This is a genomic window from Actinomadura rugatobispora, assembly GCF_055379765.1.
On the sequence record NZ_AP029191.1, the window covers coordinates 8,142,658 to 8,158,758 of the forward strand.

Annotated in this window: 16 protein-coding genes; 8 read left to right on the top strand and 8 right to left on the bottom strand. The window is 74.4% G+C overall.

Annotated features, from left to right (window positions below):
• Positions 1 to 49: 49 nt before the first annotated feature.
• From ribH to ACZ466_RS36595, 3 genes are all read left to right on the top strand, one after another.
• Positions 50 to 535, top strand: coding sequence for a 6,7-dimethyl-8-ribityllumazine synthase (gene ribH / locus ACZ466_RS36585; RefSeq protein WP_378288456.1), 486 nt, complete (start codon positions 50 to 52; stop codon positions 533 to 535).
• Positions 536 to 824: 289 nt separating this feature from the next.
• Entirely contained in the window at positions 825 to 1,700 is an 876-nt protein-coding gene (hisG, locus tag ACZ466_RS36590) for an ATP phosphoribosyltransferase (RefSeq protein WP_378288454.1), read from the top strand.
• On the top strand, positions 1,693 to 2,139 hold the full coding sequence (locus ACZ466_RS36595; RefSeq protein WP_378288452.1) for a PH domain-containing protein: 447 nt from the start codon (positions 1,693 to 1,695) through the stop codon (positions 2,137 to 2,139). Before hisG ends, ACZ466_RS36595 begins: the two co-directional genes overlap by 8 nt.
• Before the next feature lie 37 nt (positions 2,140 to 2,176).
• On the opposite strand, the gene ACZ466_RS36600 is transcribed toward ACZ466_RS36595, so the two are convergent.
• Genes ACZ466_RS36600 through ACZ466_RS36610 form a run of 3 tightly spaced genes read right to left on the bottom strand, consistent with a single transcriptional unit; the run spans position 2,177 to position 5,543 of the window.
• Positions 2,177 to 2,800 carry a hypothetical protein gene (locus ACZ466_RS36600; protein ID WP_378288450.1) on the bottom strand — a complete coding sequence of 208 codons (624 nt, stop codon included), beginning with the start codon at positions 2,798 to 2,800 and terminating at the stop codon, positions 2,177 to 2,179.
• Positions 2,797 to 4,197, bottom strand: coding sequence for a selenium-binding protein SBP56-related protein (locus ACZ466_RS36605; RefSeq protein ID WP_378288448.1), 1,401 nt, complete (start codon positions 4,195 to 4,197; stop codon positions 2,797 to 2,799). The genes ACZ466_RS36600 and ACZ466_RS36605 overlap by 4 nt, the downstream gene beginning before the upstream one ends.
• Before the next feature lie 41 nt (positions 4,198 to 4,238).
• Complete coding sequence (locus ACZ466_RS36610; protein WP_378288445.1) at positions 4,239 to 5,543, bottom strand: sulfite oxidase; 1,305 nt, start codon at positions 5,541 to 5,543, stop codon at positions 4,239 to 4,241.
• A 125-nt stretch (positions 5,544 to 5,668) separates the two neighbouring features.
• Here ACZ466_RS36610 and ACZ466_RS36615 point away from each other — a divergent pair, with 125 nt between their 5' ends.
• From ACZ466_RS36615 to ACZ466_RS36630, 4 genes are read left to right on the top strand one after another with little or no spacing between them, the layout of a single operon-like run.
• Entirely contained in the window at positions 5,669 to 6,571 is a 903-nt protein-coding gene (locus ACZ466_RS36615; protein ID WP_378288443.1) for an AAA family ATPase, read from the top strand.
• A gap of 2 nt (positions 6,572 to 6,573) precedes the next feature.
• On the top strand, positions 6,574 to 7,728 hold the full coding sequence (locus tag ACZ466_RS36620) for a vWA domain-containing protein (RefSeq protein WP_378288441.1): 1,155 nt from the start codon (positions 6,574 to 6,576) through the stop codon (positions 7,726 to 7,728).
• Complete coding sequence (locus tag ACZ466_RS36625) at positions 7,721 to 8,851, top strand: XdhC family protein (protein ID WP_378288439.1); 1,131 nt, start codon at positions 7,721 to 7,723, stop codon at positions 8,849 to 8,851. The genes ACZ466_RS36620 and ACZ466_RS36625 overlap by 8 nt, the downstream gene beginning before the upstream one ends.
• 18 nt (positions 8,852 to 8,869) lie before the next feature.
• The gene (locus ACZ466_RS36630; RefSeq protein ID WP_378288437.1) at positions 8,870 to 9,463 is read left to right on the top strand and encodes a nucleotidyltransferase family protein; all 594 of its coding nucleotides are present in this window, start codon (positions 8,870 to 8,872) and stop codon (positions 9,461 to 9,463) included.
• Positions 9,464 to 9,469: 6 nt separating this feature from the next.
• Here ACZ466_RS36630 and ACZ466_RS36635 read toward each other — a convergent pair whose 3' ends face one another.
• Positions 9,470 to 9,946: a MarR family transcriptional regulator gene (locus tag ACZ466_RS36635; protein WP_378288435.1), complete on the bottom strand. Its 477-nt coding sequence runs from the start codon at positions 9,944 to 9,946 to the stop codon at positions 9,470 to 9,472.
• Positions 9,947 to 10,049: 103 nt separating this feature from the next.
• On the opposite strand from ACZ466_RS36635, the gene ACZ466_RS36640 reads away from it, so the two are divergent.
• Entirely contained in the window at positions 10,050 to 10,970 is a 921-nt protein-coding gene (locus ACZ466_RS36640; RefSeq protein WP_378288433.1) for a nitroreductase/quinone reductase family protein, read from the top strand.
• Between the two features lie 4 nt (positions 10,971 to 10,974).
• Here ACZ466_RS36640 and ACZ466_RS36645 read toward each other — a convergent pair whose 3' ends face one another.
• From ACZ466_RS36645 to ACZ466_RS36660, 4 genes are read right to left on the bottom strand one after another with little or no spacing between them, the layout of a single operon-like run.
• A complete protein-coding gene (locus ACZ466_RS36645; RefSeq protein ID WP_378288431.1) occupies positions 10,975 to 12,201 on the bottom strand; it encodes a DUF6986 family protein in 1,227 nt (408 codons plus the stop codon).
• Positions 12,198 to 13,139, bottom strand: coding sequence for an aldose 1-epimerase family protein (locus ACZ466_RS36650; RefSeq protein ID WP_378288429.1), 942 nt, complete (start codon positions 13,137 to 13,139; stop codon positions 12,198 to 12,200). Before ACZ466_RS36650 ends, ACZ466_RS36645 begins: the two co-directional genes overlap by 4 nt.
• A 30-nt stretch (positions 13,140 to 13,169) precedes the next feature.
• The gene (locus ACZ466_RS36655; protein WP_378288427.1) at positions 13,170 to 14,612 is read right to left on the bottom strand and encodes a YlbE family protein; all 1,443 of its coding nucleotides are present in this window, start codon (positions 14,610 to 14,612) and stop codon (positions 13,170 to 13,172) included.
• On the bottom strand, positions 14,605 to 16,086 hold the full coding sequence (locus tag ACZ466_RS36660; RefSeq protein ID WP_378288425.1) for an FdrA family protein: 1,482 nt from the start codon (positions 16,084 to 16,086) through the stop codon (positions 14,605 to 14,607). Before ACZ466_RS36660 ends, ACZ466_RS36655 begins: the two co-directional genes overlap by 8 nt.
• Positions 16,087 to 16,101 lie beyond the last annotated feature (15 nt).

Genomic DNA, 16,101 nt, shown 5'->3' on the forward strand with positions numbered 1-16,101 from the left:
GCGGCGGAGCCGTTCGGGGGGTCCGGGGGACCGCCCCCAGGGAGGAAACATGAGTGGAGCGGGGCGTCCCGAGGACACCACCGTCGACGCCGGGGGCCTCACCCTCGGCATCGTCTGCACGCGCTGGCACGGGCACATCACCGACCGGCTCCTGGAACGCGCCCTGGACGCGGCCCGCGCCTGCGGGATCCGCGAGCCGGTCGTGGCGCGGGTCGCGGGCGCGCTGGAGCTGCCCGTGGTGGCCCAGCAGCTGGCCCGCGACCTGGACGCCGTGGTCTGCCTGGGCGCCGTGATCCGCGGGGAGACGGCGCACTTCGACTACGTCTGCGACTCGGTCACCTCCGGCGTGACCAGGGTCGCCCTGGACGAGGCCACCCCGGTCGGCAACGGCGTCCTGACCTGCGACGACCTGGACCAGGCGATCGCCCGGTCGGGCTTCCCCGACAGCAAGGAGGACAAGGGGTGGGAGTCGGTGGTGGCCGCCCTGGACACCGCCCTCACGCTGCGCCGGCTGCGTTCGGCGGCGGCCGTGTGAGGCGGTGCGGCACGCCGGTGGACGGGCCGGTCGGCGGAACCCCCGCCGTGACCGCGTAAGATCTGGGATGGACGGCGCGCCGGTGGACCGGCGCGGTAGGAACCGCCCGCCGGCTCGACCGGCGGGGGCGCACCACGGGATGGGAGGCGACGGTGGCCGCACCCGACATGGCACTGACCCTGCGAGGCGAGCGGCATCACGGTCACGCCGGGCATCGCGCGGAGCATCTGGGCTCCTGACGCAGTCCCCGGTTTCCCGAACGCAACATCCCGTCACGAAAGGTTTCCCCGTGCTGTCTCTCGTCCTGCCCAAGGGCTCCCTGGAGAAGGCGACCACCGCGCTGTTCGACGCCGCCGACCTGACCGTCCGGCGCGCCTCCGATCGCGACTACCGCGCGCAGATCGACGATCCGCGGATCGACCGGGTGCGGGTGCTGCGCCCGCAGGAGATCCCGACCTACCTCGAACAGGGCCTGTTCGACCTGGGCATCACCGGCCGCGACTGGATCACCGAGACCGACTCCGACGTGGTCAGCCTCGGCGAGCTGAAGTACTCCAAGGCCACCAGCAACCCGGTCCGGGTGATCATCGCGGTGCCGGAGGACGCGCCCTGGCAGCAGGTGTCCGACCTGCCGGAGGGCGTGCGGATCTCCACCGAGTTCCCGGCGATGACCCGCCGCTTCCTCGACAAGCACGGGGTGAAGGCCAAGGTCGTCCCGTCCTACGGCGCCACCGAGGCCAAGGTCCCCGACATCGTGGACGCGATCGTCGACCTCACCGAGACCGGCTCGTCGCTGCGCAAGAACGGTCTGCGCATCCTCGACACGCTGCTGACCAGCTACACCGAGCTGGTCGCCAACCGCGAGTCCTACGAGAACCCCGAGAAGCGGGCCGCGATGGAGGACATCGCCCTCCTGCTCCAGGGCGCCATCCGCGCCCGCGGCAACGTCCTGCTCAAGCTGAACATCGCCGACTCCGACCTGCGGGCGGTGCTGGACATCATGCCGTCGATGTCCTCGCCCACCGTCACCCCGCTGGCGGGCGGCGAGAAGCACGCGGTGGAGAGCGTGGTCGCCAAGCGCGGGGTCAACACGCTGATCCCGGCGCTGAAGGCGGTCGGCGCGCACGACATCCTCGAGATCCCCATCTCCAAGATCGTTGACTGACATTCCCGGGCTGCCGGTGGTGTGGCGCCCCCGCACCACCCGCGTGGTCGCCTACGCGACGGCGGGCGTGATCGTGCTGGGCATGGTCCTGCTCGCCGTCGTGGTGGCGCCCCAGTTCAAGGTGTTCGACCGGATCCTCATGGTCGGCTTCGGCCTGTTCCTCGGCTGGGTCCTGCACATGTTCGCGCGCTGCCGCGTGGTGGCCGACCGCACCGGCGTCACGATCGTCAACGCCTTCCGCACCCGCCGCCTGGAGTGGGCCGAGGTCGTGGACGTGTCCATGTCCAGGGGCGAGCCGTGGCCCACCGTCGACCTGGCCGACGGCACGTCCATCGGCGCCATGGGCATCAACGGCACCGAACGCGTCCTGGCCGCCCGCCAACTCGACGAACTCCAGGCGCTGGTCCACCGCCACGGCGAAGCCCCCGACCCCATCTAGGCCCCGGCCCTCGCGCTCCTGACGGCGGCGTTAGGGGTCAGGTGGCGGTGAGGAGGGTCACGGTGCCTGCGGTGATGAGGGCGGCGGCCCATAGGCGGTCCAGGTTGAACCAGGCCCTTCTCAGGATGGTCAGGCCGACGATCTCGTAGACGAGGACGGCGATCAGGCCCGCGGTGGCGAACATGGCCAGGGTGTGGACGCCGGTGATGAAGACGGCCGCCGACAGGTCGCTCGTGGCGGCGCCGTGGTGGTGATGGGGCGCCGGGGCGGTGGTCAGGACGGGCAGGATCATCAGGCCCGCGCCGTGGACGGACGACATCAGGAACGACCACCCGGCCAGCTGCCACAGGGAGAGGCGCATGCCGACCCAGCGGAAGTGGCGCCGCGACAGCAGCCGGTAGAGGCCGAAGCCGACCAGGACGACGCCGCCGACGATCGCGATGATCTGGGTGGTGGCGATGGAACGGGTCAGGGAGACCAGCACCGCCACCAGGCCCACCGAGGCGGCGTGGCCGGCGGCGATGGCCGGCAGGGACTGCAGGACGCGTGCGCGGCTGCGTTCCTGCAGTCCCCGGGCGACCGCGAAGAGCCACCCCATGGCGGGGTTGAGGCCGTGGAAGGCCCCCAGGGCCACCAGTGCGGCCAGCGAGCCGTTGGTCACGGGTAGCAGTAGGAGTCGGACGAGGCGTCCCCGCCCTGGAGCCGGACCTGGTGCGGGCGGAGGCCGCGGAAATCATCCCCGTGGGGGAAGAAGCGCTCGTCGAAGGTGAACCCCTCGGGTGTGGAGTCGAGCTTGGCCATCCAGGCGCCGACGCCGTCGGGGTAGAACTGGTCGTCCCACGCGCCGTACAGGGAGTTGGTGACGTGGACGCGGCGGCCGTCGCGGCTGACCTCGACCATCTGCGGGCCGCCCGCGAGGGGCAGGCCGGGCGCCGCCGGGTGCGGCGTGCGGTCGACGATGCCGCCGATGCGGACCGACCCGGCCTCGACCGGGGCGAACGGATCGGTCACGTCGTAGCGCTTGAGCTCCCCGGTGCCCCAGCACGACACGTACAGCCACCTGTCGTCGACCGAGAGGTCGATGTCGGTGATCAGCGGCGGCACGGCCCCGAAGGGCTGGATCACCGGTGGGAGCCGCGAGGGGTCGGCGGGTTCGGCGGGGACGGTGATGACCTTCTCGGCGGCCCAGGCGTCGCCGTCGCGGTGCCAGGCCCAGACCGAGGCGGACAGGTCCTCGACGCTGACGACGACGCTCGCGAAGCCGTACTGCTGGGTGGGGTCGTGGGCGGGCCGCACCTCCAGGACCATCTGTTGATCGTCGCCGAGGTCGACCGTCTGGACGTGGCGGCGCTTGCGCAGGTCCCAGAAGTGCAGGGCGTGGCCGTACTCGCGGCCGAGGAGCTGCTCCGCGACGACGCCGTCCTCGAGCATGGACGGGGTGCCCCACTCGGAGCTGACGAGCACGTCGTAGGCGATGTGCCACCAGGCGTCGTAGGCGAAGTACTGCGGGCCTCTGTCGACCTCCCAGCGGCCCAGGACCTCGAACGAGTTGTGGTCGAGGAGGGCGATGCCGCCGGGGCCGTCCTGGCCGTCGGCGCCGCCCAGCGCGGTGAGGTAGAGGCCCTCGGGGCCGCAGTGGACGGTGTGGGGCCGCGAGTAGCCGGCGTGCTCGGCCAGCTCGTCGGCCTCCAGGACCTTGACGACCTGGGGCGAGGCGGGCTGCTCCTTGGTGTCGATGATGTAGACCCTGGAGGAGCGAATGCCGGGGACGATCAGGTAGCGGCGCTCGACGTGCGGGTGCGGCGCGTACGGGCACAGGGCGCTGCTGCAGGCGTTCCAGCCGAAGTGGTGGAGTTCGTCCCCGGTGTAGGGGAGGTCCGTCCAGCCGACGACGTCCCCGTAGGTGGGGGAGGCGTCGTCCACGTCGAGGACGGCGACGGCGTCGGGTTTCGCGGCGGCGCGGTCGAAGGCCACCACGTAGGCCAGCTTCTCGGGGGGCGCGCCCGCCGCGTCGCGGGGTGAGGCGTAGAAGGTGGGGTCGGGCGTCCAGAGTGCCATGAGAGCTCCTCCCACTGCGCCGTGGGAGTCTCACCGGCGGGTCAGACGAGCGTCACAGGATGGCGGACCACGGCGCCGAACAGATAGCCGAACGTGTTGTACGGGGCGGTGTCCGGTTGCGTCGCGCCGGTCTCGTCGGTGGCGCGCGCCAGTAGTTCGTAGCGTCCGGTGGTGCCGGGACATCGCCACGGATATTCCCACCGTACCCAGCCGCCGGGTGCGTCAGCCCCGTGGATCCTGGCCCGGTGCCAGGTGGCGCCGCCGTCGGTGCTGATCGAGACGTGGCGGACGCGGCCGTTGCCCGACCAGGAGCGGCCGTGCAGCACGTGCGTGCGGCCCCGGGTCAGCGTGGCGTCCCAGGGGAGTTCGAAGGCGCTCTTGACGTTCATGCGGGTGAGCGGGGCGCTGCCCTCGGGCGGGTGGCCGGGGCCGAAGAGGCGGTAGAAACGGGTGTTCCAGGGGGAGTAGAGGGGCTGGTCGGAGACCTGGATGTCGCCCAGCCACTTGATCGACGCGATCCCCACCCAGGAGGGCACGACCAGCCGGACGGGGTAGCCGTGGTCGGGCGGCAGGGGAGCCCCGTTCATCTCGTAGGCGAGCAGGACGTCCTTGAGCGCCTTGGCGACGGGTAGGGGGCGGCGGACGCGGCCCAGGTTCTCGCCCCTGTCGATGTACTCGTCGTCGAGGCCGCGGGGGAGGAGGTCGACGGCCTCGCGGGTGAGCCCGGCGCGTTCCAGGACGGAGGCCAGCCGTACGCCGCGCCAGTGCGCCACGCCCACGGCGCCGAGCCGCCACGGGGTGCCGGAGACCTTCTGGCCCTGCTGGCTCGTGTAGAAGCCGCGGCCGTTGCCGGTGCACTCGATGAACGCGGTGATCGTTTCGGCGCGCATGCCGAGCAGGTCCTCGTAGGAGAACTCGACCGGGCGGGCCTCGGGCGGGGCGCCGTGCAGGCCGGTGCCCCACAGCCGCAGTCTCCAGGTGCGCGCGTCGATCAGCGGCGTGGAGACGTGGTTGCGGACGAAGAAGCGGTCGGCTCGCGTGAGGTACCCCTGGCCGCGCATCGCCTCCCAGCGGGTCTCGGCGTTGGTGCCGTGCTGGACGAAGAGTTCGGGCGGCAGCGGCTTGACGATCCCCGCGGCCGTGGCGGCGGGGCCGGTGGACGCGGCGGCGCGCGGGGCGGCCGCGGTGCCGGCGAGGGCGGCGCCGAGGCCCGCCCCGGCGGACAGGCGGAGGAGGCCGCGCCGGGAGGGCCGGCGCAGGCCCTGGAGCGGGTCGCGCGCGTTCGCGCGGCCCAGCTCGCGGGCCGTTTCGTAGGCGGTCTCGCCGGTGAGATCGTCCGGGTTCATGGACCGATGGTCGTCAGCGCCGCACCGGAAGTCAACTTTCCCTACTCAATTAAATGGCTTTATCTCCGGACTTTTCGGGGCATCCGTCAGTGAGAGTCCGTCCGCGAGGTGAGTAGCCTGTGATCGTGGGTGACAGGACGGCCGCGGCCGCGTTCGACATCGCAACCCCGGCGGAGCTGGCGGGCCTGCTCGACCGGCACGCCTACCTCTGCGACGACGGCCTGGCCACGGCCGGCTTCCTCGCGCTGCGCATGGGGCGGCCCCTGTTCCTGGAGGGCGAGGCCGGGGTCGGCAAGACCGAGCTGGCCAAGACCCTCGCCGCGGTGCTCGGCGCCCCCCTCATCCGGCTCCAGTGCTACGAGGGCCTCGACGCCTCCCAGGCCCTGTACGACTGGGACTTCCCCCGCCAGCTCCTCCACCTGCGCGCCGCCGAGGCCGCCGGGGTCACCGACGTCGCCCGTCTCGAGGGCGAGCTGTACGACCGCCGGTTCCTGATGGCGCGGCCCCTGCTCCAGGCCCTGGAGACCGCCCCCAGCGTCCTGCTGGTGGACGAGATCGACCGGGCCGACGACGAGTTCGAGGCGTTCCTGCTGGAGGTGCTGAGCGACTTCACGATCTCCGTGCCGGAGCTGGGCACCATCCGCGCCGAGCGGCCCCCGGTGGTCGTGGTCACCTCCAACCGCACCCGCGAGGTGCACGACGCGCTCAAGCGCCGCTGCCTCTACCACTGGCTGGAGCACCCCTCGTTCGACCGCGAGGTGGCGATCATCCGGCGCCGGCTGCCGGACGCGGCCGGGCGGCTGGCCGGGCAGGTGGCCCACGCCGCGCAGCGGCTGCGCGCCGCCGACCTGCTCAAGCCGCCCGGTGTCGCGGAGAGCCTGGACTGGACGGAGGCGCTGGTGGCGCTGGGCGTCCGCGAGCTCGACCCGGAGATCGCGGCGGTGACGCTCGGGACCGTCCTGAAGTACCGCGAGGACCAGGAGCGGGTGGTCGCCCAAGGTCTCGACGCCCTGCTCAACGGGGGGTGAGGATGCCCGGAGCGGCGCTCCCCGGCGGCGGCCCCGCCGTCCAGGGCAGGGACGTCACCGAGACGATGGTGGGTTTCGCGCGGACGCTGCGCGCCGCCGGAGGCGCCGCCGACCCCGAGCGCGTCCAGGCCATGCTCCGCGCCCTCGACCACCTCGACGTCCTGGACCGCGCGGACGTGTACTGGGCGGGACGGCTCACGCTGTGCGCCGACCCCGACGACCTGCCGCGCTACGACCGGTGCTTCGCGGCGTACTTCTCGGGCCTGACGGCGCGTCCGGGCCGCCGCACGCCGCCGCCGGTGGTCGTGCGGCACGTGCCCGTGGTGGCGCCGGGCCCGCCGGGCGAGGGCGAGGACGATCCGGGCGAGGTCCGGGTCGCCACCGCCAGCGGCGTCGAGGTGCTGCGCGAACGCGATGTCGCCAGGCTGGGACCGGAGGAGCGCGCCCAGGTCAACCGCTTGATCGCGGTGCTGGACGCGGCGACCGAGCGGCGCCGCTCGCGCCGGTTCGCGCCCGCCCCGCGGGGCCGTCTCGACCCGGGCCGCACCGTCCGGGAGACGCTGCGGCGCGGCGGCGAGATCTCGCTGCTGCGGCACCGCGCCCACCGCACCCGGCCGCGCCGCGTCGTGCTGCTGGTGGACGTCAGCGGCTCCATGAGCCCGTACGCCGACGCGCTGCTGCGGTTCGCGCACGCCGCCGCCCGCTCGGGCGGGGGAGGCCGCCCGGTCGAGGTGTTCAGCGTCGGCACGCGCCTGACCCGGCTCACCCGCGAGCTGCGGCACCGCGACCCGGACTCGGCGATGGCCGCCGCGTCCGCCGCGATCCCCGACTGGAGCGGCGGGACCCGGCTGGGCGAGGAGCTGAAGGAGTTCCTCGACCGCTTCGGCCAGCGCGGCATGGCCCGCGGCGCCATCGTGGTGATCGCCTCGGACGGCTGGGAGCGCGGCGACGCCGGGCTGCTCGGCGAGCAGATGGCCCGGCTGCACCGGCTCGCCCGCCGGGTCGTGTGGGCCAACCCCCACAAGGCGCGTCCCGGCTACGAGCCGCTGACCGCCGGGATGGCCGCCGCCCTCCCGCACATCGACGACTTCACCTCCGGGCACAGCCTGGCCGCTCTGGAGGACCTGGCCCGCCTGATCGGAGATCCGCATGCGTGACGTGCTCGACGACATCGCCGCCTGGTTCGCCGCGGGGGAGACCTTCGGCCTGGCCACGGTGGTCAACACCTTCCGCAGCGCGCCCCGTCCGGCGGGCGCGTCCATGGCCGTGTCGCCGTCGGGGGAGGTGACCGGGAGCGTGTCCGGCGGCTGCGTCGAGGGCGCGGTGTACGACCTGGCGCAGGAGGTGATGGAGTCGGGGCGGCCCGTCGTGCAGCGCTACGGCGTCAGCGACGACGACGCGTTCGCGGTCGGCCTGACCTGCGGCGGCATCCTGGACGTGCTGGTCGAGCCGGTGGGGCCCGCCACCTTCCCCGAGTTCGCGGACGTGGCCGCCGCGATCGCCGCGCGGGAGCCGGTCGCGGTCGCCACCGTCGTGGCGGGGCCGGGCGACGTCGGCGCCCGCCGCGTCATCTGGGCCGACCGGGCGAGCGGGTCGCTGGCGCCGGGCGCCGCGTACGCCGGCCGGCTCGACGCCGCGGTCGACGACGACGCGCGCGGCATGCTCGCCCAGGGGCTGACCGGCCAGCGCCACTACGGCCGGGAGGGGGAGCGGCGGCTGGACGAGCTGGCGGTGTTCGTGCACTCGTTCGCGCCGCCGCCGCGCCTGCTGGTCTTCGGCGCGATCGACTTCGCCGCCGCGGTGGCCCGGGTCGGCAAGTTCCTCGGCTACCACGTGACGGTGTGCGACGCCCGCCCGGTGTTCGCCACGCCCAAGCGGTTCCCGGACGCCGACGAGGTCGTGGTGAAGTGGCCGCACAAGTACCTGGACGGGACCGCGGTGGACGAGCGGACCGCGATCTGCGTGCTCACCCACGACCCGAAGTTCGACGTCCCGCTGCTGGAGGTCGCGCTGCGCACCAACGCCGGGTACGTCGGGGCCATGGGGTCGCGCCGCACCCACGACGACCGGATGAAGCGGCTGCGCGAGGCGGGGCTGACCGAGGGCGAGCTGTCCCGGCTGCGCTCGCCGATCGGGCTGGACCTGGGCGCCCGCACGCCCGAGGAGACCGCCGTGTCCATCGCCGCCGAGCTGATCCAGCTGCGCTGGGGCGGGTCGGGCCGTCCGCTGACCGACACCGAGGGCAGGATCCACGGCGACGTCCACGACCCGGAGGGGTGAGCGGGCTACCCTCGCCTGATGACGGTGCTGCGCGGAGCGGAGAACCCGGCCGGCGTGCTGCTGGCGGCCGGTGAGGGCAGCCGGCTCGGCCGGCCCAAGGCGCTGGTGGAGCTGGACGGCGAGCGCCTCGTCGACCGCGGCGTGCGGACGCTGCGCGAGGGCGGCTGCTCGCCGGTGCTGGTGGTCGCGGGCGCCGCGCAGGTCGAGGTGATCGGGGCGGTCGTGGTGCCCAACCCCGGCTGGCGCACCGGCATGGGCTCCTCGCTGCGCGCGGGGCTGGCGGCGCTGCCGCCGGGCTGCCCGGCCGTGGTCGTGGCGCTGGTCGACCAGCCGCGGGTCACGCCCGAGGCCGTGCGGCGGCTGATCGAGGCGTACCACCTGGGGGCCCGCGTCGCCGTCGCGTCCTACCACGGGCGGCCGCGCAACCCGGTGCTGATCGCCCGCGAGCATTTCGCGGCGGCGGCCGAGGCGGCCGAGGGCGACGCCGGGGCGCGGTCCTTCCTGCGCGCCCATCCGGAGCTGGTGACGCCGGTGCCGTGCGCGGACGTGGCCGCGCCCGACGACATCGACACCCCGGCCGACCTGGAGGCGTTCACCCGCTCCGAGGGCTGACGCGCGTCAGCCGAGCCCCTCGGTGACGGCGCGCTCGTAGGCCAGCAGCGTGTCGACGAACATGCGTCGCTGCTCGGGCGTGAGCGGTTCCAGCGCGGTGCGCCACGCGCCGGCGCCCTGCGCCAGCCAACCCTTGATCGACTCCAGGTGGGCGTCGGCGATGCTGACGATGGTGCGGCGCCGGTCGTCGGGGTCCTCGCGGCGCTCCAGGATGCCCTGGCGGCTCAGGTCGCCGACCATCAGGCTGGCGGTGGCCGGGGCGATCTCCAGCCGGGCGGCCAGCTCGTTCACGCTCATCGGCCCGTCGAACAGCAGGTAGGACAGCAGCGACAGGTGGCGCGGGGCCAGGTCGAACGAGCGCAGCTCGGCGGGGACCTTGATCCGCTTCACCCGGCCGACCATCCGCGGCATGAGCAGCAGCATGGTGCGGATGCCGTCCTCCACCCCGAGCCCCGCGGGCAGGGGGCGTTCGTCCGTTGACATACCTGGGCAACCCCAATAGCTTTGTTTCTAAAGTAGCTTTGTCTCTCAAGCAAAACCACTGTCCCGTACAAGGCTTCAGGAATTCAGGATAAGGGGGCGCCCCATGGCCGAAGAGTTCTCGCCGGCGGAGTTCAACCGGGCGATCATCGAGGAGTTCCGCGCGAACGGCGGCCGCGTCGGCGGCATGTTCGAGGGCGCCACGCTGGTGCTGCTGACCACCACCGGATCCGGCACCGGGAGGCGCCGCACCAGCCCGCTCACGTACATGCCCGACGGCGACCGGATCCTGGTCTTCGCCTCCAACGCCGGCGGACCCGGCGACCCCGCCTGGTACGGCAACCTGCTCGCCGACTCCCGCGTCACCGTCGAGATCGGCACCGACGACGGCACGGGCGTCGAGACCTACGCCGCCACCGCGCTACCGCTGCACGGCGAGGAGCGCGACCGGCTCTACACCCTGCAGGGGGAACTCGTCCCCGCCTACGCCGAGTACCAGCGGATGACCGAGCGGGTCATCCCGGTCGTGGCCCTGTACCGCGCGGACTCCGCACGGTCGCTGGCCCTCGGCGACGTGATCGTCCAGGCGCACGCCACCCTGCGCGCCGACCTGGCCTCGCTGCGCGAGGAGGTCGAGGCGTACCTCACCGGCGCCGAACGCGGCGAGCGCCCCGAACCCGACGCGGCCGCCCGGCTGCGCACCCACTGCGTGGCCTTCTGCTCCGCCCTCGGCGAGCACCACGACGGCGAGGAGAACCGCGGCTTCCCGCCGCTGCGCCGCCTCCACCCCGAGCTCGGCCCCGTCCTGGACCGCCTGCGCCGCGAGCACGCCCAGGTGGCACGCCTGCGCGCCGAACTCCAGGAGACCCTCGACGGCATGGCCTCCGCCGACCCGGCCACCGTCCGCGCCCAGTTCGACCGCGTCACCGCCGACCTGGAGGCCCACTACGCCTACGAGGAGAGCGAACTGTTCACCACCCTCAACACCCTCACCCCCGCCGACTGGGCAGGGCCGACCACCGGCTGACCCGTCAGCGTTCGACGGACGCGGGCAGTACCGTCTCGTCCAGGGCGCCGCAGTCGACGGCCCGCTGGAGACGGGCGGTCAGGGCCTTGATGGTGGCGGGCTCGTCCAGGACGCCGCTGTCCTTGGCGGCGGCCTGCTCGTGCCAGGCCCGGACGCGGCCGATCACCTCGTCGACGCCGGTCAGGTGGTAGGCGTACACGGCGGCGTAGCGGCTGGGCAGGTGCGCCGGGTGCAGGTCCCAGCCCTGGTAGAAGCCGTGCCGCAGGGAGTGGCGGACGTGCGCGGCGTGCACCGCCCAGGTCTCGTTGACCTCGTCCGGCCCGTCGTTGCGGGGGATCACGTTGGTGGAGCCGTCCGACAGCCGGACGCCGGTGCCCGCGAACGCGACCTGCATGGCGTGCCGGGCGAAGTCGCACGCCGGGTGGTCGAGCCGCTGCTGCTCGGGCGGCAGGCCCAGCGCGGCGGTGTAGTCGAACACCCCGAAGTGGGCCGCGGTGAGCCGTTCGCCCGCCGCGCGGGCGATGGCGCGCAGCCCGATCCGGCCGTCCGCGTCGATGATCGCCTCGGTGGTCTCCACCTGGATCTCGAACCGCAGGATCCCGGAGGGCAGTCCCAGCGCGTTCTCCAGGCGGTCGAGGTAGTCGACGAAGAGCGTCACATGCTCGGCCGTGAGCACCTTGGGGAAGGTGATGGTGAACCCGCCGGGCAGCCGCCCGAGCCGGTCCCGCAGGGAGGTCAGGAAGCCGTCCAGGGTCCGCATCGCCCGGTCGTGGCCGCCGTCGGCGAACGACTTGATCCGCAGCCCCCAGTAGTGCGGCAGCCCCTTGACCTGGTACGCGGCGGCGACGGCCTCCACCACCTGGGTGATGTGGGCGTCCTCCTCGTCGTCGGAGCGGACGCCGTAGCCGTCCTCGAAGTCGATCCGCACGTCCTCCACCGGCTCGCCCGCCAGCTTGGCCGCCACCCGCTCGCGCACCGGCCCGGCGATCTCCGGATCGAGGCCGAACGCGGTGCCGAACGAGCCCGCGCCGGGCGTGTGGGTGTTGAGCAGCCGCAGCGCCTCGGCGCCGAAGTCGGCGGGCGTGGAGCGGGAGAACCGGTCGGCCGGGACGTACACCGTGTGCACCGGCTGCCGCCCCGTGGCCGGTCCCGGGAACTGCTCGCTGTGATCGTCGCGGACCGCGGTGATCCGGGCGGAAAGGTCATCGAACGAGGGGACGCTGAGGTTCACTCCGACATGATCCCCCAAGATCCGCCCGCGTGGGCACCCGGTTCGAGGTCGATCACGTCGATTCCGGTGGCGAACGCGTTCGGCGGGCAGGTCATCGGCTCGGCGCCCAGCCCGCGCCGCCGCCGGTCGCCCGGCGCCTGGTCGGCCGTGTAGACCTCCAGCCACGGATGCGCCGCGTCCACCCACAGGGCGGTGGTGCGCCCGCCGCCGGTCAGCCGGATCCAGGCCCGGCCGTCGGCGTCGCGGCGCAGCCCGGTGAAGGCGTTGTCGATGCTCTGGCCGCCGAGCTTGCGCCCGTCCCGCAGGTCGTAGGGGGTGCCGGCGACGTCCTCGGGCGGCCCGGACGGGATCATCCGGTCGTCGACCGGCAGCCACCGGTCCGCGGTCACCGTCACCGTGCAGTCGTCGATCGGCTCGTCCACGGTGAGGTACGGGTGGGCGCCGTGCCCGTACGGGGCGGTGCGGGTGCCGGTGTTGCGCGCGGAGACCGTGACGGTCAGGCCCCGCTCGGCGTCCAGCGCGTAGGCGACCTCCAGGTCGAGCCGGTACGGGTAGCCCGCGTGCCCCATCAGCCGGTGCCGCATCCGGACCCGGTCGCGTTCGCGGTCCGCCTCCGTCCAGGTGGCGTGCCGCACCAGCCCGTGGATCGCGCAGTCGTTCTTCGGCTCGGACAGGTCGAGCTGGTGGATGCGGCCGCCGTAGGCGTACCGGCCGCGGTCGATCCGGTTGGGCCACGGCACCAGCACCTGGCCGAGCGCCACCGGCACGGGCTCGTCGGCGCCGTGCGACAGCACCAGCGGGCGGCCCTCGCAGGTCAGCTCGCGCAGCCCCGCGCCCGCCTCGGTGACGACCGCGCGGTACGGTCCGGCGGCGATCTCGTACTGGGCGCCGGTGATCGGCCCGCCCGCGTCCGGCACCCCGTTGATCGACTCGGTCATGCGCCGAAACTACCCGGCCGCGACCTCGTCTCACGCGCCTTTCGGGGCAGCGGGCGCCGGGTCCCCGCCGTCCTCGGCGAGGGCGTGCAGGGCGTCCCGGAACACGTTCGCCGGCGGCGACACCAGCCCCGCCCCCACCTGGCCCGTGCCGGCCTCGCGCCCGGCGATGCCGGTGTCGATCACCGGGAGGATCCCGGTGCGCACCACCCGGGCGACGTCGACGCCCGCCGGGGTGCCGCGGAACGAGAGCAGCGGGATCTGCAGCGCCGGATGCTCGGCCAGCGTGATCTCGTACATCCGCTGGGTGGCGGCCAGCGCGTCGGGCACCTCGCCGCCCACGAACCGCACGATCGCCGGCGCGGCGGCCAGCGCGAACCCGCCCACCCCGGCGGTCTCGGTGATCGCCGAGTCGCCGATGTCGGGATTGGCGTCCGCCGGGCCGTAGTCGCCGAGGTAGAGGCCGTCGGGCACGCCGGCGGGCCCGGTGAACCAGCGGTCGCCGGTGCCCGACACCTGGATGCCGAAGTCGGTGCCGTTGCGGGCCATCGCCACGACCATGCTGGAGCCGGGCACCCCGCGGGCGGCGTCGGCGGCGGCCTTGGCGGCGGCCATCGCTGGGTTGAGGAAGAAGTGGTCGTTGCCGGCGGCGAAGCGCAGCGCCTCGGCGACCCGGTCGCGCGGCGCGTCCGCCTCGGCCAGGTCGGCGGCCAGCTCGCGCAGCAGCAGCGAGCTCGCCGCCCGGTTGCGGTTGTGCAGCTCGTCGCCCATCTGCAGCGCCTGCGCCATGATCGCCAGGAGGTCGAGCGGGCCGTGGCGGCGGACGGCCGAGCGCAGCACGGGCCCCAGCACCGCGCCCATCCAGCGCAGCCGCTCGATCACCTCGGGGCCGTACGCCCCGTACCGCAGGACCTTGCCCAGGCCCTCGTTCAGGGAGCAGCAGGCGGTGCCGCCGTGCTCGGCGTCCTCGACCACCAGCATCCACATGGACGGGCTCACCACGCCCGCCATGGGGCCGACGGCGCCGTGGTGGTGGCACGGTTCCAGCGTCGCCGCGCCCCGTTCCAGCGCGCGCTCGGCCTCCTCCGGGGAACCGGCGAGGCCCTCCAGGAGCATCGCGCCGACGAGCGCGCCGCGCATCGGCCCGGACGCCCGCTCCCACTCCAGGGGCGGGCCGGCGTGCAGGAACGCGCCGGGCTCCAGGCCCAGCACCTCCGCGGCGGGACGGACGTCGACCAGGTGGGGGCGGGCGCTGAGCATCCGCCCGACCGCCAGCTCGTTGGCCTCGGCGTGCCCCGGACGGCCCAGCACGGCGGCCAGCGCGCCCTCGGAGCCCTCGGGCGGCGGCCGCCAGTCGACCGCCTCCACCGGGACCGCCTGGCGCTCCAGGGACTCGGCCAGCACGCCGATCCCGGCCGCCACGACGCTCGGCTCTCGGGTGAGCAGGCCGCCGAGCCGCGGCCGGGATTCAGTCATCGGCGCCCTCCGTGCCCTCGCCCGTTCCTGGCGTGCCCTCGCACCACCGGATCGCGTGCCGTGCCGCCTCCGCGTTGGAGGCGAACACCGACGCGCCCGCCCCGCTCAGCGCCGCGGCCTGCGCGTCCCGTCCCTGCGGGTCGGCGGGCGTGCCGCACAGCGACACCGTGACGGCCAGGTCGTCCCGCCGCTCCAGCGCGGCGGCGATCGCGGGGGCCAGCGCGGCGGCCGGGTCGGGGTCGGCCCCGTACCCCAGGACGACGTCCAGCAGCAGCATCCCGCACCCGGGGTCGGCGGCGTGCCGGGCGACCGCCTCCAGCCGCAGCGCCGGGTCGATCATCGGGTGGGCGCGGCCCCGGGTGTAGGCGTCGTCGCCGAAGTCGACCAGCAGGTGCCCGCGCGCGGCCGGGTCGCCGCCGGTGGCCGCGGTGATGATCGCGGCGGCCTCGTCCCGCAGCGTCCCGCCCGAGAACAGGCCCCGCAGCCCGCCTGCGCCCCGCCGCGGCGCGAGCCGGGACGCCGGCCAGCGGGGCCAGGGCGGCACGGACCGGCCGAGCCTCTTCAGCGCCCGCTCCACGGCCCGGGTCAGATCGTCGTCGGGGCCGGGGAAGGCGAAGACCACCGGGGTGACGAGCCGCCGCGCGGCCTCCCGGACCAGATCGGCGACCTGCGGCGCGGGCGGCTTGGACACCAGCACGATCAGCTCGGTGCCCGGGTCGGCGTCCAGCGCCGCCAGGGCCGCCAGCGCCGACCGCCCGCTGACCTCCACCGACAGGTCGCGGCCGCCGACGCCCAGCGCGTGGCCGACCCCGACGTCGGCCGCGTCCAGCAGGCACATCACCTGCTGGGCGCCGGTGCCCGAGGCCGCGACCAGGCCCACCGGGCCCGGCCGGACGGCGTTGGCGAAGCCCAGCCCGGCGCCGCCGACCAGCGCCGTGCCGCAGTCGGGGCCCATCACGATCAGGCCGCGCCGGGCGGCGGCGTCCTTGAGCGCGATCTCCTGCTCCAGCGGCACGTTGTCGCTGAAGATCATGACGTTGAGCCCGGCCGCCAGCGCGTCCATGGCCTCGGGGACGACATGGGGGCCGGGCACCGACACCAGCGCGATCCCGGCCTCGGGGCGCCGCCGGGCGGCCGCCCCGGTCGTCCGCGCGGGCGGCGCCGCGCCCGGGACGCCCTCGGCGGCCGTCCCGCCCCGCCGCTCGCGGGACGAGCGCAGCAGCTCCTCCAGCGTGCCGCGGGCGGCGTCCAGCGCGGGATCGTCGTCGGCGCGGATCGCCACCACCAGGTCGGCGGGCCCCGCGCCGGCGGGCACCTCGAAGCCCATCCGGCCGAGCAGTTCCAGGTTCAGCTCCGTCGCCATGGCGGCCATCGCCCCGGACACGCCGGCGGCGTCCCCGACCTCCCGGCTGACCCGCATCAGGGTCACCGAGTCGTGGTACGCCCCCCGCCGCACCTCGACCCACCGCCTCACGGCGCCTCCTCGCCG

Excerpts from the sequence above, each read along its gene's own strand:
- ACZ466_RS36630 (WP_378288437.1), top strand. The coding sequence starts at position 8,870 with ATGACGGTGCTGCGCGGAGCGGAGAACCCGGCCGGCGTGCTGCTGGCG.
- ACZ466_RS36620 (WP_378288441.1), top strand. The coding sequence starts at position 6,574 with ATGCCCGGAGCGGCGCTCCCCGGCGGCGGCCCCGCCGTCCAGGGCAGG.
- ACZ466_RS36650 (WP_378288429.1), bottom strand. The coding sequence starts at position 13,139 with ATGACCGAGTCGATCAACGGGGTGCCGGACGCGGGCGGGCCGATCACC.
- ACZ466_RS36625 (WP_378288439.1), top strand. The coding sequence starts at position 7,721 with ATGCGTGACGTGCTCGACGACATCGCCGCCTGGTTCGCCGCGGGGGAG.
- ribH (WP_378288456.1), top strand. The coding sequence starts at position 50 with ATGAGTGGAGCGGGGCGTCCCGAGGACACCACCGTCGACGCCGGGGGC.
- ACZ466_RS36635 (WP_378288435.1), bottom strand. The coding sequence starts at position 9,946 with ATGTCAACGGACGAACGCCCCCTGCCCGCGGGGCTCGGGGTGGAGGAC.
- ACZ466_RS36640 (WP_378288433.1), top strand. The coding sequence starts at position 10,050 with ATGGCCGAAGAGTTCTCGCCGGCGGAGTTCAACCGGGCGATCATCGAG.
- ACZ466_RS36610 (WP_378288445.1), bottom strand. The coding sequence starts at position 5,543 with ATGAACCCGGACGATCTCACCGGCGAGACCGCCTACGAAACGGCCCGC.
- ACZ466_RS36605 (WP_378288448.1), bottom strand. The coding sequence starts at position 4,197 with ATGGCACTCTGGACGCCCGACCCCACCTTCTACGCCTCACCCCGCGAC.
- ACZ466_RS36655 (WP_378288427.1), bottom strand. The coding sequence starts at position 14,612 with ATGACTGAATCCCGGCCGCGGCTCGGCGGCCTGCTCACCCGAGAGCCG.